Source organism: Nonomuraea sp. LPB2021202275-12-8 (genome assembly GCF_037044575.1).
GTDB lineage: Bacteria > Actinomycetota > Actinomycetes > Streptosporangiales > Streptosporangiaceae > Nonomuraea.
The window spans coordinates 99,441-123,146 of the sequence record NZ_JBAHWD010000017.1; the positions used below are offsets into that span (position 1 = coordinate 99,441).

The 23,706-nt window shown below is 68.8% G+C and carries 28 protein-coding genes; 16 read left to right on the plus strand and 12 right to left on the minus strand.

Going from position 1 to position 23,706, the window contains the following annotated elements; all coding sequences use genetic code 11:
* The first annotated feature begins 26 nt into the window (after window positions 1-26).
* Complete coding sequence (locus tag V5E28_RS28055; RefSeq protein ID WP_336210906.1) at window positions 27-590, plus strand: hypothetical protein; 564 nt, start codon at window positions 27-29, stop codon at window positions 588-590.
* Here the strand turns inward: V5E28_RS28055 and V5E28_RS28060 are convergent.
* Both V5E28_RS28060 and V5E28_RS28065 read right to left on the minus strand, forming a co-directional pair.
* A complete protein-coding gene (locus V5E28_RS28060) occupies window positions 581-1,018 on the minus strand; it encodes a DoxX family protein (RefSeq protein WP_336210908.1) in 438 nt (145 codons plus the stop codon). The two genes, V5E28_RS28055 and V5E28_RS28060, sit on opposite strands and share 10 nt — an antisense overlap.
* A 76-nt stretch (window positions 1,019-1,094) precedes the next feature.
* Window positions 1,095-1,565, minus strand: a complete 471-nt coding sequence (locus tag V5E28_RS28065) for a GNAT family N-acetyltransferase (RefSeq protein ID WP_336210911.1) — start codon at window positions 1,563-1,565, stop codon at window positions 1,095-1,097.
* 490 nt (window positions 1,566-2,055) lie between these two features.
* On the opposite strand from V5E28_RS28065, the gene V5E28_RS28070 reads away from it, so the two are divergent.
* From V5E28_RS28070 to V5E28_RS28090, 5 genes are all read left to right on the plus strand, one after another.
* Window positions 2,056-2,457, plus strand: coding sequence for a hypothetical protein (locus V5E28_RS28070; protein ID WP_336210914.1), 402 nt, complete (start codon window positions 2,056-2,058; stop codon window positions 2,455-2,457).
* A gap of 11 nt (window positions 2,458-2,468) precedes the next feature.
* Window positions 2,469-3,305 (plus strand): hypothetical protein, encoded by an 837-nt coding sequence (locus tag V5E28_RS28075; protein ID WP_336210917.1) that lies wholly within the window; start codon window positions 2,469-2,471, stop codon window positions 3,303-3,305.
* Window positions 3,302-3,685: a YbaB/EbfC family nucleoid-associated protein gene (locus V5E28_RS28080; RefSeq protein WP_336210919.1), complete on the plus strand. Its 384-nt coding sequence runs from the start codon at window positions 3,302-3,304 to the stop codon at window positions 3,683-3,685. Before V5E28_RS28075 ends, V5E28_RS28080 begins: the two co-directional genes overlap by 4 nt.
* Before the next feature lie 2 nt (window positions 3,686-3,687).
* Window positions 3,688-4,065, plus strand: coding sequence for a YbaB/EbfC family nucleoid-associated protein (locus V5E28_RS28085; RefSeq protein ID WP_336211115.1), 378 nt, complete (start codon window positions 3,688-3,690; stop codon window positions 4,063-4,065).
* Window positions 4,066-4,407: 342 nt separating this feature from the next.
* Entirely contained in the window at window positions 4,408-5,970 is a 1,563-nt protein-coding gene (locus tag V5E28_RS28090; protein ID WP_336210921.1) for a phosphodiester glycosidase family protein, read from the plus strand.
* 91 nt (window positions 5,971-6,061) lie between these two features.
* Here V5E28_RS28090 and V5E28_RS28095 read toward each other — a convergent pair whose 3' ends face one another.
* From V5E28_RS28095 to V5E28_RS28105, 3 genes are all read right to left on the minus strand, one after another.
* Window positions 6,062-6,322, minus strand: coding sequence for a helix-turn-helix domain-containing protein (locus tag V5E28_RS28095; RefSeq protein WP_336211117.1), 261 nt, complete (start codon window positions 6,320-6,322; stop codon window positions 6,062-6,064).
* A gap of 1,173 nt (window positions 6,323-7,495) precedes the next feature.
* Entirely contained in the window at window positions 7,496-7,864 is a 369-nt protein-coding gene (locus V5E28_RS28100; RefSeq protein ID WP_336210924.1) for a hypothetical protein, read from the minus strand.
* A gap of 190 nt (window positions 7,865-8,054) precedes the next feature.
* Window positions 8,055-9,155, minus strand: coding sequence for a glycerophosphodiester phosphodiesterase family protein (locus V5E28_RS28105; RefSeq protein ID WP_336210927.1), 1,101 nt, complete (start codon window positions 9,153-9,155; stop codon window positions 8,055-8,057).
* A 190-nt stretch (window positions 9,156-9,345) separates the two neighbouring features.
* Here V5E28_RS28105 and V5E28_RS28110 point away from each other — a divergent pair, with 190 nt between their 5' ends.
* Window positions 9,346-9,624: a hypothetical protein gene (locus V5E28_RS28110; protein WP_336210929.1), complete on the plus strand. Its 279-nt coding sequence runs from the start codon at window positions 9,346-9,348 to the stop codon at window positions 9,622-9,624.
* 36 nt (window positions 9,625-9,660) lie between these two features.
* Here V5E28_RS28110 and V5E28_RS28115 read toward each other — a convergent pair whose 3' ends face one another.
* Both V5E28_RS28115 and V5E28_RS28120 read right to left on the minus strand, forming a co-directional pair.
* Window positions 9,661-9,846, minus strand: a complete 186-nt coding sequence (locus V5E28_RS28115) for a hypothetical protein (protein ID WP_336210931.1) — start codon at window positions 9,844-9,846, stop codon at window positions 9,661-9,663.
* A gap of 31 nt (window positions 9,847-9,877) precedes the next feature.
* Complete coding sequence (locus tag V5E28_RS28120) at window positions 9,878-10,882, minus strand: nucleoside hydrolase (RefSeq protein ID WP_336210934.1); 1,005 nt, start codon at window positions 10,880-10,882, stop codon at window positions 9,878-9,880.
* Between the two features lie 158 nt (window positions 10,883-11,040).
* Here V5E28_RS28120 and V5E28_RS28125 point away from each other — a divergent pair, with 158 nt between their 5' ends.
* From V5E28_RS28125 to V5E28_RS28140, 4 genes are all read left to right on the plus strand, one after another.
* Window positions 11,041-12,180, plus strand: a complete 1,140-nt coding sequence (locus tag V5E28_RS28125; protein ID WP_336210937.1) for a serine hydrolase domain-containing protein — start codon at window positions 11,041-11,043, stop codon at window positions 12,178-12,180.
* A gap of 235 nt (window positions 12,181-12,415) precedes the next feature.
* The gene (locus tag V5E28_RS28130) at window positions 12,416-12,712 is read left to right on the plus strand and encodes a hypothetical protein (RefSeq protein WP_336210938.1); all 297 of its coding nucleotides are present in this window, start codon (window positions 12,416-12,418) and stop codon (window positions 12,710-12,712) included.
* Between the two features lie 328 nt (window positions 12,713-13,040).
* Window positions 13,041-13,544 carry a SigE family RNA polymerase sigma factor gene (locus tag V5E28_RS28135; protein ID WP_336210940.1) on the plus strand — a complete coding sequence of 168 codons (504 nt, stop codon included), beginning with the start codon at window positions 13,041-13,043 and terminating at the stop codon, window positions 13,542-13,544.
* Window positions 13,545-13,548: 4 nt separating this feature from the next.
* Entirely contained in the window at window positions 13,549-14,580 is a 1,032-nt protein-coding gene (locus V5E28_RS28140; protein WP_336210942.1) for a hypothetical protein, read from the plus strand.
* 3 nt (window positions 14,581-14,583) lie between these two features.
* Here the strand turns inward: V5E28_RS28140 and V5E28_RS28145 are convergent, their stop codons facing one another.
* On the minus strand, window positions 14,584-15,117 hold the full coding sequence (locus tag V5E28_RS28145; protein ID WP_336210944.1) for a hypothetical protein: 534 nt from the start codon (window positions 15,115-15,117) through the stop codon (window positions 14,584-14,586).
* Window positions 15,118-15,206: 89 nt separating this feature from the next.
* On the opposite strand from V5E28_RS28145, the gene V5E28_RS28150 reads away from it, so the two are divergent.
* The 5 genes from V5E28_RS28150 to V5E28_RS28170 all read left to right on the plus strand — a co-directional run bounded on the left by V5E28_RS28150 (window position 15,207) and on the right by V5E28_RS28170 (window position 21,546).
* The gene (locus tag V5E28_RS28150) at window positions 15,207-16,529 is read left to right on the plus strand and encodes an alpha/beta hydrolase family protein (protein ID WP_336210946.1); all 1,323 of its coding nucleotides are present in this window, start codon (window positions 15,207-15,209) and stop codon (window positions 16,527-16,529) included.
* A gap of 55 nt (window positions 16,530-16,584) precedes the next feature.
* A complete protein-coding gene (locus tag V5E28_RS28155) occupies window positions 16,585-17,085 on the plus strand; it encodes a CHAT domain-containing protein (RefSeq protein ID WP_336210947.1) in 501 nt (166 codons plus the stop codon).
* A 127-nt stretch (window positions 17,086-17,212) separates the two neighbouring features.
* Window positions 17,213-19,024 (plus strand): ABC transporter ATP-binding protein, encoded by a 1,812-nt coding sequence (locus V5E28_RS28160; RefSeq protein ID WP_336210950.1) that lies wholly within the window; start codon window positions 17,213-17,215, stop codon window positions 19,022-19,024.
* On the plus strand, window positions 19,024-20,847 hold the full coding sequence (locus V5E28_RS28165) for an ABC transporter ATP-binding protein (protein WP_336210952.1): 1,824 nt from the start codon (window positions 19,024-19,026) through the stop codon (window positions 20,845-20,847). The genes V5E28_RS28160 and V5E28_RS28165 overlap by 1 nt, the downstream gene beginning before the upstream one ends.
* Window positions 20,848-20,955: 108 nt before the next feature.
* Window positions 20,956-21,546, plus strand: coding sequence for a hypothetical protein (locus V5E28_RS28170; protein WP_336210954.1), 591 nt, complete (start codon window positions 20,956-20,958; stop codon window positions 21,544-21,546).
* A 4-nt stretch (window positions 21,547-21,550) separates the two neighbouring features.
* Here V5E28_RS28170 and V5E28_RS28175 read toward each other — a convergent pair whose 3' ends face one another.
* The 4 genes from V5E28_RS28175 to V5E28_RS28190 all read right to left on the minus strand — a co-directional run bounded on the left by V5E28_RS28175 (window position 21,551) and on the right by V5E28_RS28190 (window position 23,664).
* Window positions 21,551-21,814, minus strand: coding sequence for a GH12 family glycosyl hydrolase domain-containing protein (locus V5E28_RS28175; protein WP_336210958.1), 264 nt, complete (start codon window positions 21,812-21,814; stop codon window positions 21,551-21,553).
* A gap of 171 nt (window positions 21,815-21,985) precedes the next feature.
* Window positions 21,986-22,348 carry a hypothetical protein gene (locus tag V5E28_RS28180; protein ID WP_336210961.1) on the minus strand — a complete coding sequence of 121 codons (363 nt, stop codon included), beginning with the start codon at window positions 22,346-22,348 and terminating at the stop codon, window positions 21,986-21,988.
* A 12-nt stretch (window positions 22,349-22,360) separates the two neighbouring features.
* Window positions 22,361-23,266, minus strand: a complete 906-nt coding sequence (locus V5E28_RS28185; RefSeq protein WP_336210964.1) for a WXG100-like domain-containing protein — start codon at window positions 23,264-23,266, stop codon at window positions 22,361-22,363.
* Complete coding sequence (locus V5E28_RS28190; RefSeq protein ID WP_336210966.1) at window positions 23,263-23,664, minus strand: YbaB/EbfC family nucleoid-associated protein; 402 nt, start codon at window positions 23,662-23,664, stop codon at window positions 23,263-23,265. The genes V5E28_RS28185 and V5E28_RS28190 overlap by 4 nt, the downstream gene beginning before the upstream one ends.
* Window positions 23,665-23,706: the final 42 nt, after the last annotated feature.

Below are 23,706 nucleotides of genomic sequence, written 5' to 3' on the forward strand. Positions count from 1 at the left end.
GCCCACGGGGGAAGGAACCGCCGCTCATGACCGCCACCCTCGAGACCCCGGCTCAGGAAACCGCCGCGCGCGAGCGCGTGCCCGCGCGCGGCCGGCCGACGCTGCCCCGCCGCTGGCGCAGGCCCATCCTCATGGTGCACGTCATGGCCTCGCTCGGCTGGTTCGGCATGACGATCGTGCTCGTCGTCCTGACGGTCGCCGCCCTGGACCTGACGGACGTCACCCAGCTCCGCTCGGCGTACCAGTTCCAGCGGCTGCTCATCACGACCGTGATCATCCCCTCGGCCGTGGCGACGCTGCTGACCGGCCTGGTGCTGTCCCTGTTCACCCACTGGGGACTCGTCAAGCACTGGTGGCCGCTGCTGAAGCTGATCGCGACCGTGGGGACGATCGCCTTCACCGTCAGCCACTCGCCCGATCTGGTCGCGTACGCGATCGGCAACGCGGGCAGCTCGGACGCCGCGTACAAGACCGTGCAGGACAACCTGGTCGTGCTGGCGGTGCTGCACCCCGTGGCGCTCGGCGTGGTCACCTGGATGTCGTTCTACAAGCCGTGGGGTCGCATCCGCCGGCGGCGTGATCAGCCCTGATCCGACAGAGGCACGCGCCGCACGGGCCGGAGCTCCCGCCAGTGCGCGGGCCGGGACGCCCACGCGATGGCCGCCATGATCGCCAGGTGCAGGGGCGCCGAGACGCTCTCGTAGATCGGGTCCTGGTTGGCCACATGCGTGACGACCGCCCCGACGAGGACGACCACCAGCGCGCCCGCTCCGAGGAACCTGGCCCGCCTGCGCGGGACGACCAGCAGGATGGCGCAGATCAGCTCCACCCCGCCGATCACGAACCGGAACCACGACGGGTAACCCCAGTCGGCGAACTTCACCGAGTATGCCGGGCCGAAGACGGTCTCGCCGGGCGCGAACTTCGTCATGGCGCCCAGGACGAACTCGGCCGCCAGGAACCAGTAGAAGCCGATGAGCAGCCGCCGGGGCCAGTCGCGAGACGAGGTCTCAGACATGATCGTTTCCTCCTGTGAGCATCGCCCTGAATCGGGATCACGGCTTTGACACCCGGTGGGGAGGAAGTGTGACGAGCTATCTGCCGATCGTTTCGAGCGTCCTCGTCATGAACACGCTGTTCGGGTCCGGCCGGTAATCCGCGAACGGCTCGCAGTAGTCGAACCCGAACTTCTCGTACAGCTTCCTGGCAGGCAGGAAGTGCTCGTCCGAGCCGGTCTCCAGGCTCAGCCGGGTCAAGCCCATCCGCCCGGCCTCGGTGATGATGTGCCCCAGCAGCAGGGACGCGACCCCGCTGCGCTTGCGCACCGGCCTGGTGCGCATCGACTTCACCTCGGCGTGCTCCGCGTCCAGCCTCTTGATCGCGCCGCAGCCCACCAGGGTGTCCCCGTCGAGGACCGTCCAGAAAGTGACGTCAGGCTTGCGGAGCGCGTCGAGGTCGAGGGCGTGCTTGCTCTCCAGCGGCGTGATGGAGCGCATCTCCTGGAGGTGCTCGTCGAGGAAGGCGGCGATCTCCGGACCGGAGAGGTCATCGACGATGATCTTCATGGATGGGTCCCCTTGCCATTTTCACCGTTGCCCGCTCTGACCATGCCCGGCACGAGGGCGGGCGGCTCGGATGCTAGCAAGGGCCCACGTGGTCGTCGTCTGCGGCCCCGAGGCCGCAGGATGTGCGATCCCGGCCGAGCCGGCGCCGGCCTGTGAGGTGAGTCTTGGGCCAGGTGCCGGGCGAGCGGGATGCCTCGGATGTCGATGGACGCCGCCCGATTCGTCCCCTAGATTGTTGCCTGATCATTAACGGCCGGTATCTCGCGTCGCGCGATACCCTCCCGACGCAGCGCCCTCTGCGCGTGGGATCACCGCGCCGAGGGTCATCTCGGCCGAGTAACGGAAGGTGTACCGCGTGCCTGACCCTGCCTCCACCGAGCCGACATATCGGGATTCGTCCGCGAGCCCGTCCAAGAACCCGTCGACCGGTCCATCCTCCTCGGTGCTCAGCCCCTGCCCGCACACCCCCGCCTGCCCCACCGGCCCATGCTTGCCCGCGAGCCTGCGGTCCAGCGGGAGCGTCGCCCCGCCTCCGCGGGACGGTTCCCCGGAACCCGCTCCCGCCAGTGCTGGCAAGGACGGTGTCGAGTACGCGACGGACAAGATCATCACCTTCACCGAAACGATGGTGACGACGGCCGCGACGGTCGGTCAAATGGCGGCGGTCACGCCCAGCTTCGGTGGTTGGAACTGGCTTCCTGGCGCGGGCGTCCCCGCCATCGGGGCTCCATTTGTCAGCAGGTTCGATGCCCTGTCCGACATCTGGGCAGACTGCGCCGGAATCCTGCGGGAGGTTCTGGAGAAGGACCGCGGGAAGCTCGTCCAGGTGGCAGTGAACTACCGCACAGCCAACGAGGAATCCAAAGTCGCCGTTGATCGGGTTCAACTCTGAAGGGTACGACAATGCCGAATTCCTCGGGTGGACCGTCCAAGCTGCATGTACCGGGCGCCCCTGGGCCCGCCGAATCGCGCACACTGTATGTCACCCAGAATGGTCGTACCGTCGCCCGGACCGTCACCGTCGGTCCGCGGGCTCCGGACCCCGGTTTCTTCAAGAGGGCGATCGAGCAGATCAAGCGCTATGACGGGCCGATCACCCTCGGGCTGAGCATGTCGAATGCCGGGAAGGTCGGATGGATGATACGGGGGGCCGTTCTCGTCAACGTCGGCAACCCCTGGCTCTTCTCCGATCGCCGGGACGCCTGGAAAGAGATACATGGCCACATGAAGGGCAACGCGTGGGACATCTGGTACGCGTACTTCGACCACATATCGCCAAATTGGAAGGGCCGCGCGGTCGACACGCTCCAGCAGTATCTGAGGTTCAAGTTGATCGGCATGTTCGACCAGCTCGGTAACCTCTCCAAGGAGATGAGCGGCACCATGCAGAACCAGTACAACGAGGTGGCGCAGTATGACGCGGCAGCCGTCGGTCTCTGGACCATTGAGGGCCCCGTCTTCAAGGCTCTTACCAAACTGGCCGCGACTCCTGCGGGCAGGATCGCCCTCATGGCGCAGTCCACCGTTTTCCTCACCATGTCCTGCACTCTCCTCACGCAGTTCTACGACGTCTACCGAAAGTTCGAGGGTGAGCTCAACGGCCTGGACCTGAAGTTCATGGATCTCAAGGGCGCCTTCTACCTCAGCGGCGATCCGGCCCGTGGGCCCCGTGACCTGCACATGGACCAAAGGGTCACCGACTCCGACTACTGGAGCGCCGTCACCAAGGACAACCAGTGAAGCCCCTCGACCCGTTCGACATCGGCGGGGGGGAGGACGTACTCAAGCTGGTCAGCGAGGTCCAGGGCTGGGTCGACTCGCTGGCCGGTGTCATGCGAGAGCTGGAGGAGCAGGAGCTGACGGGTGCCGACGAGACGGGCCGGGTGGTGGCCACGGTGTCGGGCTCGGGCCGGTTGCTGCACCTGGCGATCGCTCCACCGGCGATGCGCGATCTCGACCACGTCGCGATCGGCCAGGCCATCCAGGATGCCATCGGCGCGGCCCGCGCGGCGATGGGCGAGGCGCTGACCCAGACGATGGAAACGCTGAGTGACGGCCGGCCATGGCCCGCTGAAGACCCGTTCGCGTCCTACTTCGACATGATCCTGAAGGAGACGTGACCATGGACGACCTGCGCAAGCTCTCCGAGCAGATGGAGGCGATGTCGGCCAGGGCCGAGACGGTGGCGGAGGAGTGGAGCGAGCGGGAGTTCACCGGCAGTGCCGACAACGGCGGCGTCGTGGCCACCGTCGACCCGGTGGGAACGCTGAAAGCACTCGACATCAGCCCCCTGAGCAAACGCAGGAACGACGGCGTGACCCTCGGCGACGCGGTCGTGGCGGCCATCCACGCCGCCGAGCAGGCCGCGGCGGAGGCCAAGGACGCGATGATGCGCGAGCTGGGCGCGGGTGCGGGGCTGACCGGCCTCATGGACCAGGCGCAGCGTGACTTCGAGAGCCGCGCGAATCTCGGCTCACGGCAGGACCCCTCCCAAAGGTGACATCCCGCCGTTGAGACGCTCGTCCGCGGGGGTGGCTTGCCCGGCATGCTCCGGGCGCCGCTCGACGAACACGGAGCGATGTTCCGCCAGCTCCCATACGGCCTCCGTATCGCTCTCGACGAACGTCGGCGGGGAGCCGAGCAGCCGTTCGTACCACTCCAGGGCCGCTGGGTAGTCGGCGACCGGAATCCCGGCGTACAGGTCGAGGGCCCTGCCACGGCATAAGGGAGGGTCACCCGGTGATCACCGGGTCTTCGCCTGCCCAGCCTTCGGTGTTGTGCCACGCGACATCCGTGCCCCGTTGACTGCCCTGGCAAGGATCAAAGCGAACAAAGGACGCACATGCGCCGAAAGTCCCTCTCCGTCGTTGCCGTGGCCGCGACGGTGATGACCGCCCCGCTGGCCGCGCCCGCCGCCGGGGCCACGCTGCCCGGCGAACGGCTGCCGGCCGGCGCACAGTCGCAGACGACCACCGTGGCGCCCGGTGTGACCCTGACCTCGATCTCGCTCGGAGCGCAGGATGCCGACGACTTCTGGACCGTGCACGTCTACCTGCCGGCCACGGCCGACGGCCCGCTCGACACGGCCGGCACCGCCTTGGGATCGAGGGAGATCGCCGACCGGGTCGCCGGCGCTCTGCGGGAGAAGGGCTTCGACCCGCGCATCGAGCAGGTCGACTCGCCCGCGTACGCCGACCACCCGGCGGGCGTCCTCGGCTGGATCGTACGGATCGGCCGGTATCAGGCTGACGGGGACGCGACGGCGATGCTGGGCAGGATCCGTGCCGCGGGCTTCGCGGGCGGCACCCGCTACACCGCGCAGGACGGTGCCGACGCCACCGCCCCGCAGAAGGTCCACCTGCTCCGGGTCGACTTCCGCGAGTTCCGCGGGACCGTCGGCTCCGACTTCGGCCCGACCCTGAGCGGCACCGAGAAGCTGACCGACCTGGCCGCCGCCGCGAACGCCGTGGCCGGCGTCAACGCGCAGTGGTTCTACAGCGGCGCACCCGCCGGCCTGTACGTCAAGGACGGCAAGCTGATCGGCACCGCGACCCAGGGCCGTGGCGGCATCAGGATCACCCGGGGCGGCCGCGCGGTCGACGTGGACGCCTACACCGCCCACGTGACGGTCCGGGCAGGCCGGGAGAAGGTCGAGCTCGACGGCGTCAACCGCGTACCCGGCGAGGTCTTCAACTGCGGCGGCGTAGGCGGGGACGCGCCCACCGAGAAGCCGCAGCACGACCTGAAGTGCACCGACGGCAGCGAGCTCGTCCGCTTCACACCCGAATGGGGTACCCCACCGACCGGCGCCGGGGCGGAAGCCGTACTCGACGCCCGCGGCAAGGTCATCGCGCTGAACACCACGCGCGGCGCGAGCGTGCCCGCAGGCGGATCCACCATCCAGGCCATCGGCGACAGCGCCGCCTGGCTCCAGGAGCACGCCAAGGTCGGCCAGAAGCTGACCATCACCGAACGCGTCGAGGACAGCCGCGGCCGCAAGATCGCGCTGACCCGCGACACCACGATCCTTCAGGTCGGCCCCACCCTGGTCCGCGACGGCAGGGTGTCGGTCAACGCCGCCGCGGACGGCCTGATCCGCGAAGGCACGGACCAGACGTTCACCTACAACTGGGCCGTACGCAGCAACCCGCGTTCGATGATCGGCATGGACGACAAGGGCAGGCTGATGCTGGCAGTCGTCGACGGACGCCAGGCCGGCTACAGCGAGGGCCTCGGGATCGCGCAGACCGCCGAGCTGATGAAGCGACTCGGCGCCCGCGAGGCGATGAACCTCGACGGTGGCGGCTCCAGCGTCATGGTCACCCCGAACGGCATCGTCAACCGGCCCTCCGACGCCACGGGCCAGCGCTCCCTCGGCAACGTGCTGCTCGTCCGCCGCCCATGAACCCCCTTGGTGAAGGCCACGTCAGCGGTCCGCCGCACTGCCGGCATGGCCCGCTCGACCCGCCTTGCGCGAGGCTGCTCGCAGCGAACAGCTAGTCGTCGGCCGGGCGGTCGCGGGAGTTGTTGATGCGCAGCGCCTCGGCGAGCTGGTCTTCCAGGATGATGATCCGGCAGGCGGCTTCGAGAGCGGTGCCCTGGTCGACCAGTTCGCGGGCCCTGGCCGCCAGGCGCAGTTGGTAGCGGGAGTAGCGGCGGTGGCCGCCGTTGGAGCGCTGCGGCTCGATCAGTTTGGCGGCGCCCAGGCTGCGCAGGAAAGCCGCGCTGACACCCAGGATCTCCGCGGCCCGGCCCATGCTGTAGGCGGGGTAGTCCTCATCGTCGAGTTTGGCCTCGGCGCCGGCATCCGCCGCCGTGTCGGAGCGGGCCAGGATGCGGGCTTGGGCTTTGTCGCCGTAAGCGGCGCTCGATGCAAGCGTGGAAGTAGCGGCTGTGGCCTTGGGCTTGCTATCAGACCCGGTGGCCAACGCTGTCGATTTTTGATCCATGTAACCTCCCGAACGCGGACGAGGGCCCCGGCGCCATGATGCGCCGGGGCCCGCAACTAGGTTGTGTAACACCATCTACCGGCCAAGAGGCCGAATTGCCGTTTCCGCAACAGCCGCCCGCTGAGGGCGGGGATGCGGGGATCGCGTAAGCGTGACCGTAGACCACCTTCCCGTCTGTGGAACTGCGGTACCCGCCCGGCGAAACTCCACCGGTGGCGGGCGATCCTGATGGCGTTCAACACTCCCTTCGCTATCTGTGCATCTTCTGATTCCATGACATGGACGACCTCCGATGGCCGCCACGACAGCGCGTCCACGCGTCGGGCCCCGTCAACTGCCTGGCCCTGCACGTCCGACCTTCTGCCGATCACTCCGTACTGCATGTGGCAGCGCGTCCACGCGTCGGGCCCCATCAACTGCCTGGCCCTACACGTCCGACCTTCTGCCGGTTACTTCTGCGGGTATTGCTACGGCCCGTATGGCCGCTTGGCAGCGTGTCCACGTGTCGGGCCCCGTCAACTGCTCGGCCCTGCACGTCCGACCTTCTGCCGATCACTCCGTACTGCATGTGGCAGCGCGTCCACGCGTCGGGCCCCATCAACTGCCTGGCCCTACACGTCCGACCTTCTGCCGGTTACTTCTGCGGGTATTGCTACGGCCCGTATGGCCGCTTGGCAGCGTGTCCACGTGTCGGGCCCCGTCAACTGCTCGGCCCTGCACGTCCGACCTTCTGCCGGTCACTCCTGCTATCCACGCTCGTCCGGGCGGCTCGTCGTGACGCCGGTATCTCGTGTGCCGCCCTCGTGGATCCGTTCCTTGCGATGTCAGAAACACTAGCCCCAACCACAACGAATGTCTACCCCAGTCACTACAGATTTTCGATCCCGGACGCGGCAGTCTCTTTCGGACCCGCCCCTGGCGAGGAGCTCGAGGTCCGAAGCTCCTAGGGCTGCTGACCGGCCAAAGCGTGGATTCCAGTGCTCAGCTGCAGGTGAAGCCGTGTGGTGCGGCGCGGCAGAAGTCGCGGAAGGCGCGCAGCCACTCGGAGCTCGCCGAGTAGTTGAGGTCGAGATCGGTGCGGTGAAGCTCGTGGGTGTCGGGATCGGTGGTGACCGTGCCGTCCAGCCGGACGCGGCCGTCGGCGGGCAGGCCGTCGAGATAGGTGCCGAGGAACTCCGCGATCCGGGCGGCCTCCTGGCCGGTGAGGGGGATGTGCCCGTTGAGGCCGAGCAGGGCCGCGGTCTCGGCGTCCAGCACGCCGGCCGTTTCCAGCAAGGTCAGGGTCGGGCGCCAGTTCCACGCGTTCACGTACAGGCGAGCCCCTTCGGGGGACTCCAGGGTCCAGCTCACGTCTCGTCCTCTCCGCAGGCCGTTTCCTCGCTCGGGGCGCTTGGGGGATGGGAGTGCCCGCCTGTTTGACCTCGTCGCCTCGAACCTCGTGCACGACGGGCTTGCAACCCGGCATCCCCCGAGACTCCATGCAGTATGAGGCCGGCCGCACGGACGTGCCCTTCACCACTGTGGTGAAGGGCAAAGCCGACTATCGCACCTCTTCGTGCCCAAGGTGGCCGCCCTTGCCGGGCTTGGAGGCGTACTGCTTCGGGAGCTTGAACCCACGCTCGGACATGACCTTCCGCAGCCGGTCCGGGTAGTCGGTGATGATGCCGTCGACGCCGTCGTCGATGAGCTTGTTCAGGGTCGGCTCGTCGTCGATGGTCCAGGGGATCACCTTGATGCCCAGGCTGTGCGCCTGGCCGACCATCTCCTTGGTGACGTACGGCTGGTAGCCGGGGTCGGTGATCTTGCCGTTCTGGGGGAAGCCGTGCACGGGCGAGAAGGCGTCGGCCTCGAAGGACTTGATCGCCTTGAGCGGGTCTCCGCCGAAATCGTCGATGTCGATCCCGCCAAGCCACGGCGAGGAGCCGGGCTGTCCGGTCTGCAGGAAGTCCCGGTTCGTCAGGGCCACGATCGGCAACCGCGGCTCCAACTCGCGCATCCGCATCAGTGCACCCCAGTCGAAGCTCTGGATGGTGACCTGCCGCCGCATCCCGGCCCGCGCGATCTCCTGCCGCGTGACCTGGACGAACTGCTCCCTCGGAGCCGTCTGCTCCGGAGCTCCGGCCTCGACCTTGGTCTCGACGTTGAGCATGACCTTGTGCGCGCGATAGCGCCTGACCAGGTCGAACACCTCGCGCAGCGTGGCCATCGTCGCCCCGGGGACCGCTCGCTGCCCGGGGAACTCGGCCAGCGTCCTGGTGCCGCAGTCCATGGTCCGGATCTGCCGGAGGGACAGCGTGTGGATGTACTTACCGACATAGGGGAACTCGGGGTCACCCGTGAACGCGGGCGCGGTGTCCGCGCACTTCTTGTCGCTGATCCGGCGGTCATGCGTCACGACCGCCTGCCCGTCCTCCGTGATCTGGACATCGAGTTCCAGCGTGGTGACCCCGAGCTCCAGCGCGTTGGCGAAGGCCGGCAGGGTGCTCTCGACCACCAGACCCAGGCCGCCTCGATGGGCTTGCAGGTCGAGAGTGTGGCGGGGCCTGTCGTGAATCTCATCCGCGCCGGCCACTCCGGGCAGCGCCGCCGCCATGGTGGCACCGGCGATCGTGACCGCCGCTACCTCGCGCCATCGGCTCATCTGACGTCCGTCCCTTTCCTTGTCCGGATGCTCCAGCGGGGGACCGGCTCGGGCCGGTCGCCTTGCCAAAGATCGGGCACGGACACGTACGGGGAGGGGACGGGAGTTGATCGTGGGGCGAAAGTTTCGTGCGCCTGCCCCCGCCTTCGGTCCTTTGCAGATGGCGCCGACTGGCGGCTACGTTCCCTCCGTGACAGTGGTACACGAGTGGCGAGGCCGCTTCGACAACAAGGCGCTCAACGCATTGCATGCGGAGGGCTTCAACCATGAGCCCTCGCAATATGACTGGTGGGATCAGGTCAACCGGCACAGTCTCGCGATACCGCCCATGGACGACGAGTCCGGGATACGCGTCCTCGGCAGGGAACCCCATCGACGCTCCGCCGATCATCCAGACCTCACCGACTGTGACGATGCCGGGGGTGAACTGCTCGACGCCCTTGGGCCCATGTTCGAGCGGATCCGGTAGGTCAGCTCGTCGATGGGGTTGGCGGCCACGAAGCCGTCATCGCCGTATGGCTCCTTGATCTCGAAAATGCCCTGTGCGTATTCCCGTCCACGAGAGCACGAGCGTCCGGTCCTCGCCGGTGAAGCGCTCGGCGAGGAGCTCGACCACGGTCTGTCCGCCGTTCAGGCGCTGGGTGAAGACGAAGGCGTCCATGGCCGCCGAGAAGCGCATCTCGCCGACCAAGATATGCCTGGTTGGCGGAATCACCCTGTCGCTAAGTTCGGCCGTTCAGGGTGTCGAGGAAGCGTTGTTCGAACGCGGCCGTGTCGGCCGCCGTCCCGTACCTGAGCAGCCGCCCCGTAGGCGACAGAACGGTGCGCCCGGCCGAGGGTCCGTCCACCACCACGTCGATCCGCCCGGACGTGAAATCCACCTGCCCGGGATGGATGGCGCTCATCGCCGCCAGCGGGTCCCACCAGTAGAGCAGGCTGGCGGCGATCAGCGGCTGGACCTCGGGGTGCGAGACGATCTCCAGGACGATGTCGGCGGCCGGGGTGCCGTGGTCGGCGCGGAGGCGGTCGAGGAACGTGTCGGTGATGAGTACGTTGTTGGCGGCGTCCAGCGACACCATGCGCACGGCCCCGCGGCTCCGGGTGAGCGCCGCGCGCGCGGCCGGGGGGTCGAGCCAGTAGTTGAACTCCTGGGTTCCGTCGAACTCCGGCGGGGTGCCGCAGCACAGGTTGCCGCCCACGTTGACGGCTCCGCCCATCGAGGTCAGGCGGGAGGCGGAGTGCGGCAGGGCGGCGGCCACGTTGCTGAGGGGGCCGGTGGCGATGATCTGCGCCGAGGGGTCGGCGCGCAGCACCTTTTCGATCAGGTCGGGGGCGCGCAGCCGCGAGGGCGTCTCGTCACCTGAGCAGCCGGGCGTCGCCGCGGTGAGCACCCGGTCGAAGAGCTGTCTCAGCTCGGCTGGGAAGGAGTTGGGCGCGGCGGACGAGGCGTCGGCGATCCGGACATCGCGCAGGCCAAGGCGTTCGGCCAGGCATCTGGCGTGCCGGATCGCCCTGCCCGGCAGGCCGGCGCCGTTGTTGGTGACGGTGATGGCGCGTAAGTCGATGCGGCCGGCCTGGTGCTCCTGGGCGAGGTAGGCGAGCGTGGCGGCGTCGTCGAAGTCCATGTCGGTGTCGAAGATGACCGCGGGTGGACGAGCCTGTGCTGCCGCGGGCAGCGGTGCCGATGTCGCGATGGCCAGGACGAGGGCGAGCAGGATGCTCTTCATGAGTTTCCCGGATGGGAGGCGACAGTCCAGGATCTAGTAAACCCCGATTCGTCACGCTCGCGTAGTACAAAGGGTTTGCGCCCGCGTCACCAGCCGGGATGGGTGGTGCCGCACCGCCTCGTCGGGGAGTACGTCACTCATCGCGGAGGAACATGGTCATGGCTGACTTACACGGCACCTGCGATCCCCGATTCGACGCCGTACGTACCGTGTTGGAGCGGAACGTGGCCTCCGGCGCGGAGCTGGGCGCGTCCCTCGTCGTCGACGTCGACGGCGTCCTCGCCGTCGACCTGTGGGGCGGCTACCGCGACGAGGCCCGCACCATCGGGTGGGACGAGCACACCATCACCAACGTGTGGTCCACGACGAAGGCCGTCACCAGCCTCGCGGCGCTCATGCTCGTCGACCGCGGCGACCTCGACGTGTACGCGCCGGTCGCTCGCTACTGGCCGGAGTTCGCGGCGAACGGCAAGCAGGACATCGAGGTGCGCCACCTGCTCGCGCACACCTCCGGGGTCTCGGGTCTCGACCAGCCGGCCGTGGTCGAGGACCTCTACGACTGGGAGAGGTCCATCGCCCGGCTGGCCGCCCAGGCGCCGTGGTGGACGCCGGGATCGGTCTCCGGCTACCACGCCGCCAACTTCGGGCATCTCGTCGGTGAGGTCGTACGCCGCGTGAGCGGGAAGAGCCTGAAGCGGTTCGTCGCAGAGGAGATCGCCGGCCCGCTGGGCGCCGACTTCCAGATCGGGGCCGCCGAGCAGGACTGGGACCGGATCGCGGACGTGGTCCCGCCGCCGCCGCTGGCCATCGACTTCGCCGCCCTCGGTCCGGAGAGCCTCGTCGTCAAGACCTTCACCGGGCCGGTCCTGGAAGCCGGTTACGCCAACACCCCGGGCTGGCGCCGCGCGGACCTGGGCGGCGTGAACGGTCACGGCAACGCCCGCTCCGTCGCGCGCATCCTGTCGGTGATCGCCCGCGGCGGCGAGGTCGACGGTGTCCGGCTGCTCGGCGGGAAGACGATCGACCTCATCTTCGACGAGCAGTCGAACGGCGTGGACCTGGTCCTCGGCGTCCCCCTGCGGTGGGGGATCGGCTATGGGCTGCCCCAGCAGGACACCATCCCGTACATCCCCGACGGGAGGATCTGCTTCTGGGGAGGCTGGGGCGGATCGGTCATCCTCATGGACCTCGACCGCCGCGTGACGATCTCCTACATGATGAATCGGATGGCGCCCGGCATCATCGGCTCAGACCGGAGCGGCGCGTACATCACGGCCATCTACGACGCGCTCGGGTAGCGCCGCCCGGCTTTACCTGATGCCGACCGGGGAAATGGTGTCGAAGCCCTTGATTCCGAACATGGTGCCTGCAAGGGACATGGGAGTGAATCATGGGGCAACTCACTGGCAAGGTCAACCAGGTCTGAACCATGATCGCCTGCTTGGTACGCTCGGGCATGGCGGAGAACGCGACCGCGCCACCACGCCTGCCCGAGCTCACCCGAGCACTGATCGGGCCACGCCCGTCATGGGGATGGTGGTGATCGGGCTGATGCACTTCGACGTGCCCTACACCGCCCGGTTCGCGCTCTCGGAGGCCAGCCTGGAGAGCTTCGCGCGGACGGTCGCGGCGCGGGGCGGGCCGGAGAGCGACAGCCAGTGGGTGGGGCTCTACCCACTGACGTCGATCGAGCGGATCGAGGGCGGAGCGCGGTTTCTGGTGAGCCACACCGGCTTTCTGGACCAGTACGGCTTCGCGTGGATCCCCCAGGGCGCGCCGCCGCCATCAGATGAGTACCAGGCCTACGAGCAGCCATGTTCGCCGCGGTGATCACGGCCTACCAGGACGCGGAACGGATCCGGGCCGATCACGAGCCCGAGCCTGACGGCGGGGCGGGCGGATCATAGGAGTGGCCCGGCCACCCTCCGGCCCTCCACAAGCCTTCTACCAGGGCTAACCAGGAGGCGATGCGCCTACCGGGCGGCGTCCATCCCGCCCGACGCCATCGCCCAGGCCATCTCGTCCGCCATCGGGCAGCCCGCCGGCGTGGACGTCGACGAGATCATCGTCAGGCCCGCAAGCCGGCGCTGAGCGAGGCAACCTTCCGTTACCTCGGCGGCGTAGAACGGGTGACTGTCGCAAGAGGAAGGCCCCGTTGATGGCGGATCGATCGGAGTACGACGCGTTCGTCGCGGCGGCGTGGCAACGGCTGCTCCGCACCGCCTACCTGCTCACCCGGGACTGGGCCGCCGCTGAGGACCTGGTGCAGACGGCCTTGCTCAAGGCCTGGGTGGCCTGGCCGAGGATCGGGGACGAGCGCGAGGCGTACGTGCGAAAGATCATCTTCAACGTGCACGTGTCCTGGTGGCGGCGACGCTGGAGACAGGCGGAGGTCACGAGCGGATCGCCGCCCGACCGCACGCAGGCGACCGACCACATGGGGCAGGCCGACGAGCGCGAGCTCGTCTGGCAGGCGCTCGGCCGCCTGCCCGCGCGGCAGCGGGCGGTCGTGGTGCTGCGCTTCTTCGAGGACATGACCGAGGTACAGGCGGCCGAGACGCTGGGCTGCAGCGTGGGGACGATCAAGAGCCAGACCAGCAAGGCGCTGGCCAAGCTGCGGGTGGACGACTCGTTCGCGGCCTCGTTCGCGAAGGGGAGGTAGGCGCATGGCCATCGACCGGAGTGAGCTGCACGACCTGCTGGACGAGCGCAGCCGTCCAGCCGCCGACCGTCCGATCCCCTGGGAGTCGCTGCGGCGCCGGACGGGCCGCGCCCGCCACCGTCGCCTCACCGCGGCCGTCGCGAGTGCCGCCGCGCTGGTCGTCGTGGTGGTCGTCGGGGTGTCGGGTGGCCTGCTGGGGTTGGGCGAGCCTGACCGGGACGACCCGACGGTCGCGTCGGTCGCCGACCCGATCCCGGCCCGGTACGTGGAGCCGGACGGGACCGTCTATCGCAGGATCGCCACGGCGACGCTCGACGCACAGCGCCAGAAGTCGGTGTCGTTCGACGTCGAGGTGGGCGACAGGCCGCTCGCCATCCTGGCGAGCTGCCCGACCGGGGCCACGTCCGAGACGCCGAACTTCTTCGTACGGGTGCCGGGCGTGGCCAAGCTGTTCACCACGTCACCCATCCCCGGGATGATGAGCACCTGCGACGACAACCGGGCGATGGACGTGATGCCGCTCCCGGAGGGGACGCGCCGGGCGACCTTCACCGTCGAGACGCCCCGGCGCGGCACCGCGCGTGAGCGTCCGCAGAGGTGGCGGTTCGGCGTGTACGAGTGGACGCCTCCCGCCACGCTCAAGGCCGCGCCCACGCCGGTCGAGCCACCCGCGAAGTTCAGCAGGCAGCCCGAGTTCAGGCTGGTGACCAAGAAGACCGTCACCTGGCCTGCCGCGCGCGAGGTCGAGGTCACCGTGCCGTACACCGGGCGCCAGCTGGCCCTCATGGCGTACTGCGGAGGCGGCATCGCCGGACGCCTCGACCGGGAGGACAGGGTGAACGGGCGGCCGACGAAAACCGCCGTCATCTGCGAATCCCCGCCTGACGGCCGGGGATTCGGCTACGCCGTGCTCGGGACGCGGACGCTGCCGGCCAAGGGGCCGGTGACGATCCAGGTCCGGGTGAAGGCGCGGATCCCCGAGTATCTGCGCCGCCCGGGGACGCTGACGGTGGCCGTGTACGAAGCCGCCGAATGACCGCTACAGCCAGCTGGCCCGGACGCTGACAGCCGCATCGTCGGCGGGCGCCCTGCCGAGCTCGCCCGCCCGGACCCTGGCGAGCAGGCGCTCGACGCAGTCGATGATCTCGGGGACGCAGGCGCGGAGCGCGTCGGCGTCCCCGGCGACGTCATGGTCACCGCCCGCCTGCTCAAGCACGCCGTCGAGGTCCGACAGTCTGCCGTCGAGCCATTTGATCGGATCGGCGGACAGCTCCCTGGCGAACACACGGGGGCCGGGGTCCCAGCCGGTGAAGGTGGGGTGGTGGTGTGTCCGGTCGAAGCTTCCGGGCCGGCCGTCGACGGATTCGAGCAGGTCCACCCGCCAGATGGGCTGGTCGACGTTGATCGGGCGCGCCGAGTAGACGGAGCCCTTCAGCTCGCCCTGGTCGAGCAGCCGCACTTCGAGCCGCACGCCCCGCTCGGCCCCCTCCTGACCCTTGCTCGGATTCGGGTCGAGGAAGTAGATGTCGCTCACGGCCACGCCGATCCGCTCGAAACCGAAGACGTACAGCACGGGGAGTCCCCCTTCTCTACAGGTGTCTCTCGGAGTATGAACAACTGAGCAGCCGCCTTCAAACAGGTCTCCCCCGGAGGTGACGGCAGATGCGCCGTCGGAACATGGTCCTTTCCGCCATCGCGTTATCGGCCGTTCTGCTGGTGCCCAGCGCCGCGGACGCCACCGACCGGATCCCGGATGACCAGCCGTTGCCCGGCTACACGGTCGACAACCCGCCGCTGGAGCCGGCGATCGTCCACGGGCTGCCGAGCCGGGTCCTTCAGGGAGTCCAGGGGCACGCCGCCTACGAGATCGAGGTGCCGCCCCGCTGGAACGGCGGACTGCTGATGTGGGCCCACGGCTATCGCGGCGAGTCCCGGGTGCTCACCGTGGACCCGCCCGGCTACGGGCTCCGCCAGCGGGTGCTGGAGCAGGGATACGCGTGGGCGGCCTCTTCCTACTACGGCAACGACTACGACGTGCGGGCCGGCGTGCTGAGCACCCGCGGTCTCGCGGACCACTTCAGGCGGCTGGTCGGCAAGCCGAAGCGGACGTTCATCGGCGGGGTGTCCATGGGCGGGCACGTGACGGCCCGCTCCGTCGAGGAGTACCCGGGCTTCTACGACGCGGCGATGCCGATGTGCGGAGTGCTCGGCGATCACGAGCTGTTCGACTTCTTCCTCGACTATCACCTGGTCGCGCAGGATCTCGCCGACGTGCCCGCGTACCCGATCCCGGCCGACTACGGCACCTCGGTCGTGCCGAAGCTCAAGGAACGGCTCGGGCTGACCGGTTCGGGCCCGGGCAACGAGCTCGGCGGGCAGTTCAGGTCCATCGTCGTCAACCTCGGCGGCGGCGAGCGTCCCGGGGCGCAGGCCGCGTTCGCGTACTGGAAGGACTTCCTCTTCGACCTGGTCGGGGCCGACACGGGAGGCACCCTGGCGCAGAATCCGGGCAGGGTGGCGACGAACCTGGCCACCCGTTACAGCCCGAGCGCGCCCGTCGACGTGAACGCGAGCGTGCTGCGGGTGGCTCCGGAGGACCGGGCGGCCCGGCGCACGCACCGGCTGACCGCCGTGCCCGGCGTCTCCGGCAGGATCGGCGTGCCCGTCCTCTCGCTGCACAACCTGGGTGACAACTTCGTGCCGTTCTCGATGGAGCAGTATTACCGGGACGACGTGGCCCGCCACGGGCGGACGAAGCTGCTGGTCCAGCGGGCGATCCGGGCGGCCGGGCACTGCGAGTTCAGCGACGCCGAGGCCGGGACCGCGTGGGACGACCTCGTCCGCTGGGAGCGCGGCGGCCGACGGCCGGCCGGGGACGACGTGGCGAACCCCGCCGTGGTGGCGGACCCGGCCTACGGGTGCCGCTTCACCGACCCGACCGTCCAGTCCACCGGCACCCGGCCGCTCTACCCCGCCTGCTCGTAGTGCAGCCTGGTCAGGCGCCCGGCTTCCTGGGCTGTCCGCGTCGACGTCGTACCGGGTGGTCGGGGCCGCCCTTGTGCAGCCGCTGGAGGAGGCCACTGCCACCCGGCAGGCCGTGCTCGACGCCATCCCGGCGCGTCCGTGGGTTCACTTCGCCTGCCACGGTGACCAGAATCCCCGTGAGCCGTCTGCCAGCCATTTGGCGCTGCACGACGCCGACCTGACCGTGCTCGACCTGGTCAAGGCGGGCGTGCTGGACGGTGACCTGGCCTTCCTGTCTGCCTGCGAGACCGCCCAGGGCGACATCGCGCTCACCGACGAGGCCATCCACCTGGCGGCCGCCTTCCACCTGGCCGGTTATCGGCACGTCATCGGCACGCTCTGGTCACTGAACGACGCATCCGCCGCCAAGGTGGCTGCGGACGTGTACGGACAACTGACCGGTGACAGCGGCACCGAACCGGCGGTGGCGCTGCACCTGGCCGTCACGCGACTGCGCGCCCTGCCTTCCTTCAGCAGTCCGCTGGCCTGGGCGCCGTACGTGCACATCGGAGCATGAGCCCCTGCGACCTGTTCAAACGTGGCCGAGCGCGGCGGCCCGCCATGGAAAAGCATTGGGAAAGTGTCGGAGGTGGGTGATACAAACAGGCTCCACCTACGTCCAACTCCGGCCAGGGGGCCTTACCGTGACCACCAGCAGTTCGGAGTTCGCCGTCTCCGGCCGGCCCTACGACCGGCGTGGTCCGGTGCGCTGGCTCTGGTCGCACCTGCGCCGTCACTGGTGGCACCTGACCGGGTTCCTCGGCGGGTCCCTGGTCATGGTGGTGCTCAACGCCATGGTGCCGCAGTTCACCGGCGCGGCGTTCGACGCCGTGCTGGGGGAGCGAGGAGAGCCGCTGGCCGCGCTGGGGCTGATCTCGCTGGCCCTGCTGGCGATCGTGCTGGCCCGCGGCGTGTTCGACCTCGTGGCCCGGCTGTCGAGCGAGGTCCTGGCCAAGCGGCTGGAGCGCGACGCCCGCGACGAGCTCTACGTGAGCCTGCTCGGCAAGAGCCAGACCTACCACAACCGGCAGCGGGTCGGCGATCTCATGGCACGCGCGGCCAACGACATCCGGCAGCTCTCCATCATGATCACTCCGGGGATCGACCTGATCATCGACTCCGGGTTGACCGGCCTGGTGCCGCTGTTCTTCATCGGCGCGATCGACCCGCGCCTGCTGCTGGTGCCCGGAATCTTCGCGGTCGCCTTCGTGACCGCGCTCTGGCACTACATGCGCCAGCTCAACCCGGTGGCTACCCGCATGCGCGAGGAGTTCGGCGACCTCAACGCCGGGCTGAGCCAGGCCGTGCGCGGCATCGAGGTCATCAAGGTGACCGCGCAAGAGGGGCAGGAGCGGCGGCTGTTCCGCTCCCGCGCGCGCCTCTACCGCGACTCCTTCGTCCGCAACGGCCTGGTCCAGGCCCGCTACCTGCCCACCCTGCTCTTCGCGGGCGCGATGGCCGGGGCGCTGTGGCACGGCCTCGCCCTGCACGGCGCGGGCGCGATCAGCATCGGCGAGCTGGTGGCGTTCATGGGCCTGATGAGCATGCTGGGCTTCCCCACGCAGATATCCATCTTCACCTTCTCGCTGGTCCAGATCGGCATCGTGTCCTCGCGCAGGATCCTGAGCGTCATCAACGCCGAGACCGAGCTGGAGCAGCGGGCCGACGGCCACACCGCGTCCATCACCGGCGAGATCGTCTTCGACGACGTGACGTTCGGCTACGAGGAGGGCGAACCGGTGATGCGCGGGGTGTCGTTCACCGTGCGGCCGGGCGAGACGGTGGCGATCGTCGGCGAGACCGGGTCGGGCAAGAGCACGCTGACCAAGCTGGTCCCGCGGATCTACGACGTCACCTCGGGCCGGATCCTGGTCGACGGCGTCGACGTGCGCGACTGGGACCTCGACTCGCTGCGCTCCCAGATCTCCACCATCGAGCAGGACATCGTGCTGTTCTCCCGGTCGGTGGCCGAGAACATCGCCTTCAGCCTCGGCCAGCGCGCCGACCGCGAGGACGTGATCAGGGCGGCCGAGGACGCCCAGGCCGCCGAGTTCGTCGCCGAGCTCGACGACGGCTATGACACGGTCATCGGCGAGCGCGGCGTGACGCTGTCGGGCGGCCAGCGCCAGCGCCTGGCCATCGCGCGGGCGCTGCTGACCGACCCGGCGATCCTCGTGCTCGACGACTCGACCAGCGCCATCGACTCCGCGACCGAGGACAAGATCCAGCAGGCGATCGGCCGCATCCTCGACGGGCGCACCACGCTCCTGATCACCCATCGGCTCTCCCAGATCCGGTGGGCCGACAAGGTCCTCCTGCTCAGGCGTGGCGAGCTGGTCGACTACGGCACCCACGACGAGCTGATCACGCGCAGCCGCCTCTACCGGCGGATCTTCGCCCACTACGACGAGGTCGCCGAGTCGGCCATGGCCGCAGAGCAGGGAGGGGCGCGCTGATGGGCTTCATCATGGACGGCCTGGACGCCGAAGACTACGACCGCACCTACAGCGACCGCGATCTGCTGCGCCGGATCCTGTCCTACTTCCGGCCCAAGCTCGGCGCGATGCTCCTGGTGGCGGCCATGATCGTGCTGCTGTCGATGAGCCAGGCGGCCGTGCCGCTGCTGGTCAGCCTGGGCGTGGACGCGATCGAGGGCGGCACGATCGGCGACCTGGGCTGGCAGCTCACGGGCGCGCTGCTGCTCGCCGGCGTGCTCTCCTGGGCGTTCAACTTCGTCCGCCAGTGGCACAGCTCCAGAGTCACCGGCGACGTCGTCCTGCGGCTGCGCGAGGACGCCTTCGACGCGGTGCTCGCGCGGGACCTGTCGTTCTACGACGAGACCCCTTCGGGCAGGATCGTCAGCCGGGTGACGTCCGACACCGACGACTTCGCCACCGTGTCCACGCTGACCATGGACCTGATCAGCCAGGTGCTGATGGTGGGGTTCGTCACCGTCCTGCTGTTCCTGCGCAGTGTCGAGCTCGCCCTGCTGACGCTCCTGGTTGTACCGGTCGTGATGGGCCTCGCGCTGCTCTTCCGCCGGCTCGCCCGCAGCAGCACCCGCAAGGCGCAGCGCTCGCTGAGCCGGGTCAACGGCAACCTGCAGGAGACCATGGGCGGCATCGCCGTGGCCAAGAACTTCCGCCAGGAGCAGCAGGTCTACGACGAGTTCCGGCCGATCAACCAGCAGAGCTACCGGGTGACGCTCAGGCAGGGGTACGTCTTCTCCACCATCTTCCCGGTGCTCTTCCTGGTGGCCGGGCTGGCGACGGTGGGGCTCGTCCATCTGGGCGGCACGGCGGTGCTCGGTGGCGGCCTGTCGGCCGGCGACTGGTATCTGTTCCTGCAGGGGGTGGCGCTCTTCTGGTTCCCGCTGACGTCCATCGCCGCCTTCTGGTCCCAGTTCCAGCAGGGCCTGTCCGCCTCCGAGCGGGTCTTCGCGCTGATCGACGCCGAGCCCCGGGTGGTGCAGACCGCCGCGGAGCCGGCGGGCAAGCTGGCCGGCCGGATCGAGTTCGAGGGCGTCACCTTCGGCTACGACCCGGCCAACCCCGTCCTGCGGGACTTCGGCCTGCTCATCGAGGCCGGTGAGACCGTCGCGCTCGTCGGCCACACCGGTGCGGGCAAGTCGACGCTCAGCAAGCTGATCACCCGGTTCTACGAGTTCCAGGAAGGCCGCCTGCTCATCGACGGCCGGGACATCCGCACCCTGGAGCTGGGCGGCTACCGCAGGCAGATCGGCGCGGTCCCGCAGGCGCCGTTCCTGTTCAGCGGCACCGTCGCCGACAACATCCGCTACCCGCGGCCGGAGGCGAGCGACGACGAGGTGCTCGCGGCGGCGACGGCGGTCGGCGGCGGCGACTGGATCGACGCCCTGCCGCACGGGTTACGTACCGACGTGGGGGAGCACGGCCGTGCCCTGTCCATGGGACAGCGCCAGCTCGTCGCGCTGGCTCGGCTGCTCATCCAGGATCCGGCGATCGTGGTCCTGGACGAGGCCACGGCCAGCGTCGACCCGCTGACCGAGGCGCAGATCCAGGAGGGCCTCGACACGGTGCTGGCCGGCCGGACCTCGATCGTCATCGCGCACCGCCTGTCCACGATCGAGCACGTCGACCGCATCATCGTGCTGGACCACGGGCGCATCGTCGAGGAGGGCGACCACGCGACGCTGCTCGCCCGCGGCGGTCGCTACTGCCAGGTCTACAACACCTATTTCCGGCACCAGTCGCCGAACTACCGTCCCGGCTCGGGATTCGTCACCGTCGGGAGCGACTGACACATTCGAATTAAGAGCGATATGCAGGAATAAAGGGCTATTTCGACGGCGGGAATTCCTTATCCTTTCGTGAGATTGGCGCGGTGCCCGCCGCAGAAAGAAACAGGCATGAGAACAATCGCAGCGATGCTGCTCGCTTCCGCCTGCGCGGGATCACTCTTCCTCGGCGCCCTGCCCGCCGCGACGGCGCACACCGAGGCCACGAAGGCGAGCAGCCACGCCCCTGTCAGTCAGCCCGAATGGCTTGACCAGCTGCGCGGGGCGATGGAAAGGTTCCGCGATCCCAGAGTCGCGGAGCGCCACGGCTACAAGCGGACCAATGCCTGCTCCGAAAGCCCGTTCACGTTGGCGAACGGCACGCGGGTCGGCGGGATGGGCTACCACTACGTCAACGCGCGGCTCGTAGAAGACCCGGCGATCAGCCTCCTTCGCCCCGAGATCCTGGTCTACGTGCCGGACGGCAGGGGCGGCCGCAAGCTGGGCGCGGTCGAATACCTGAAGAACGACGACGACCAGCTCATCTCCACCGCCAACGACCGCCCCGAGCTTTTCGGCCAGCAGTTCCAGGGCCCGTCGGAGCCGCACGAGAACGGCAAGCCCATCCACTACGACCTGCACGTCTGGCTGTTCAAGCACAACCCCAGGGGCCTGTTCGAGCCGTGGAACGTGCGCGTCACCTGCCCGCGCCAGGCCGCCTGACCATTCAGCTCACGTTGGTCGAGTAGGACGTGGTGTCGAGCCGGCCGGTGCCGACGAAGACCTCGGTGCCGGCCTGCACGCTCGTCAGATACTTCGAGTTCGCCAGCCAGCCGCGTGACGTCAGATCGTTGAGGAAGTCCCGCAGGTTGAGGTTCACGCTGCCGGTGTTGCTCGTCCGGACGAACGAGTAGACCTCCCAACCGATGTTGCCCCGGTAGAGGTCCCAGGTCGCGCCGCCGATGGTGACCGTAGTCTGGCGGGTGCCCACCCGGGCCCGCGCCGCCTGTCCGGTAGGTCCAGATCATGACCTCGTCGGTGGGGTTGTTCTTACGCGGCGATGTGCCCCCTCTAGTTGGGCGTGTCGCCAAACCAACTGCAAGAGGCAGGCCCGAGGAGCACGGGAAGTAGCAGCGTGTGGGGGCTGCCGCGGGTGAAACTTTCAGCCGTCTTCGCCCCAGATCGGCTCGTCGGGGTCGGCAGGCGGCAGCTTCGACAGGAGGTCGGCCATCGTCATCCAGTCGGTCACGCGGATGTTGTCGGCCATGAGGCGCATCCGCTTCGGGATCTCCAGGTGCGCTTCCTGCAGCACCTCGACACCCTCGATGATCTGACCGGTGACCGCCTCGTACCCCTTGGCGGCGCCCTCGCCCTTGTAGAACGTCACGCCCTCCTTGCCGTCGCCCCAGAAGTTCCCGATGGAGTTCAGGTCCTGCACGACTCCGGTGACGAACCTGGCGAGGTTCTCCTTCTCCTCGTCGAACGCCTCCGCCGCCGAGCGGATCTGAGATCGATGGATTTCCACGTCGTCCTCACGTCAGCCTGCGGGTTTGTGGGCCATGGTGAAATACAGCAGCACTCTGCCGAGGGTCTCCTTCGCGGTGGGAACGAGCTCGGCGCCCTCCTGGCCGTTCAGGAGGTCGTACGTGGGACCGTAGCCGAGCGATCCGCCGGCCAGCCGGTTCAGGAAGTACTGCACGTCCAGGTTCTTGGTCGCCTTCGCGGTCAGCGGCGCGGCGGCGTCGAACACGCCGTAGAAGGCCACCGAGGCGGCGAACTCCTTGAACGCCTGCGTCGCGTTGTCCCTGAACGTGCCGACGTCGTCGCCCCGCAACGCCTTGACCCCGGCCACCACCGACACGTCCCCGACAGCGAAGAACGCGCTGCCGATCGTGTATTCCGTCAGCTTGCTCAGCACGATTCTGGCGATGTTGTGTTCGAGCAGCTTCGCCAGCATGCCCGCCTGCGCCCGGCGCATGAGGAACTGAGTGATCTGGTAGGCGGTGCCGGCCTGCCAGGGGAAGGTGGTGATGTAGAGGAAACTGGCCAGGTTCGCCAGGGCGAGCGTCCAGTAGGCGTGCCGCGCCGCCTCGATCAGGTCGGCGAACGCAGTGCAGGCCTCGCTGTTCTGCCGGCAGCGGTGGGCGAGCCTGGCGGTGTAAGCGGCTTCGGGAGGCTGCGTGTAGAGCCCGGCGGTCACGGCCGACTTGAAGCCGTCCACTCCGTCGCCGGCGTTCTTCTTCCACACCGACTGGGCGGCGGGGAAGGTCTCGTCCGGGCTCTGCTCGATGCGTTCGGCGAGCCGGGCCCAGACGGCGGCGGCCTCCCGGGCCTTCGCCGGGTCGCCTTCCGGGTAGTCGACGGCGAGCATCTGGAACACGAAGCCGGTGATGCCGACCACGCCGAAGCCGTAGATGCTCGCCCGCGTGGGGTTGACGTTCACCGGCGGCGCGCCTCCGGCGGTGGCGGCTCGTCCGGGGCGCGCACGCCGTCCAGCGGGGTGCCCTCGATGAACGGCGCCACCAGATCGCTCGCAGCCTGTGCGGCGTCGCGCTCCGCCTCGGCGGCCGCCTCGAGAATCGTCGTGGCCAACTCCTCGGAACCGAGTCGCATGGCGCGCGGATCGATGGTGAGCCCGGCGAGCGCTCCGGTCTGCGTCGTCTCGACCACGACCCGCCCGTCCGCCGCCTCGCCTCGCCCGCGGACCTCGGCGATACGCTCGTGTAACCGCTGCAGCTGGACCGTCTCCCGTTGAAAGCCCTCCAGCAGGCTCTTGAGCTCCTGGTCGCGGGCGCTGCTGAACGGATCGGCCGGTGATGTCATGCCGCCCCCCTGAGTCATCGTGCGATTTTAGATTACACAAGTAAACAGGGGGGGAATGCG

Coding starts and splice junctions, on each gene's coding strand:
- V5E28_RS28135 (WP_336210940.1), top strand. CDS start 13,041: ATGGCGGATCGATCGGAGTACGACGCGTTCGTCGCGGCGGCGTGGCAA.
- V5E28_RS28085 (WP_336211115.1), top strand. CDS start 3,688: ATGGACGACCTGCGCAAGCTCTCCGAGCAGATGGAGGCGATGTCGGCC.
- V5E28_RS28120 (WP_336210934.1), bottom strand. CDS start 10,882: ATGAAGAGCATCCTGCTCGCCCTCGTCCTGGCCATCGCGACATCGGCA.
- V5E28_RS28150 (WP_336210946.1), top strand. CDS start 15,207: ATGCGCCGTCGGAACATGGTCCTTTCCGCCATCGCGTTATCGGCCGTT.
- V5E28_RS28060 (WP_336210908.1), bottom strand. CDS start 1,018: ATGTCTGAGACCTCGTCTCGCGACTGGCCCCGGCGGCTGCTCATCGGC.
- V5E28_RS28190 (WP_336210966.1), bottom strand. CDS start 23,664: ATGACTCAGGGGGGCGGCATGACATCACCGGCCGATCCGTTCAGCAGC.
- V5E28_RS28065 (WP_336210911.1), bottom strand. CDS start 1,565: ATGAAGATCATCGTCGATGACCTCTCCGGTCCGGAGATCGCCGCCTTC.
- V5E28_RS28165 (WP_336210952.1), top strand. CDS start 19,024: ATGGGCTTCATCATGGACGGCCTGGACGCCGAAGACTACGACCGCACC.
- V5E28_RS28105 (WP_336210927.1), bottom strand. CDS start 9,155: ATGAGCCGATGGCGCGAGGTAGCGGCGGTCACGATCGCCGGTGCCACC.
- V5E28_RS28095 (WP_336211117.1), bottom strand. CDS start 6,322: ATGGGCCGGGCCGCGGAGATCCTGGGTGTCAGCGCGGCTTTCCTGCGC.
- V5E28_RS28075 (WP_336210917.1), top strand. CDS start 2,469: ATGCCGAATTCCTCGGGTGGACCGTCCAAGCTGCATGTACCGGGCGCC.
- V5E28_RS28090 (WP_336210921.1), top strand. CDS start 4,408: ATGCGCCGAAAGTCCCTCTCCGTCGTTGCCGTGGCCGCGACGGTGATG.
- V5E28_RS28170 (WP_336210954.1), top strand. CDS start 20,956: ATGAGAACAATCGCAGCGATGCTGCTCGCTTCCGCCTGCGCGGGATCA.
- V5E28_RS28055 (WP_336210906.1), top strand. CDS start 27: ATGACCGCCACCCTCGAGACCCCGGCTCAGGAAACCGCCGCGCGCGAG.
- V5E28_RS28130 (WP_336210938.1), top strand. CDS start 12,416: ATGGTGGTGATCGGGCTGATGCACTTCGACGTGCCCTACACCGCCCGG.
- V5E28_RS28140 (WP_336210942.1), top strand. CDS start 13,549: ATGGCCATCGACCGGAGTGAGCTGCACGACCTGCTGGACGAGCGCAGC.
- V5E28_RS28125 (WP_336210937.1), top strand. CDS start 11,041: ATGGCTGACTTACACGGCACCTGCGATCCCCGATTCGACGCCGTACGT.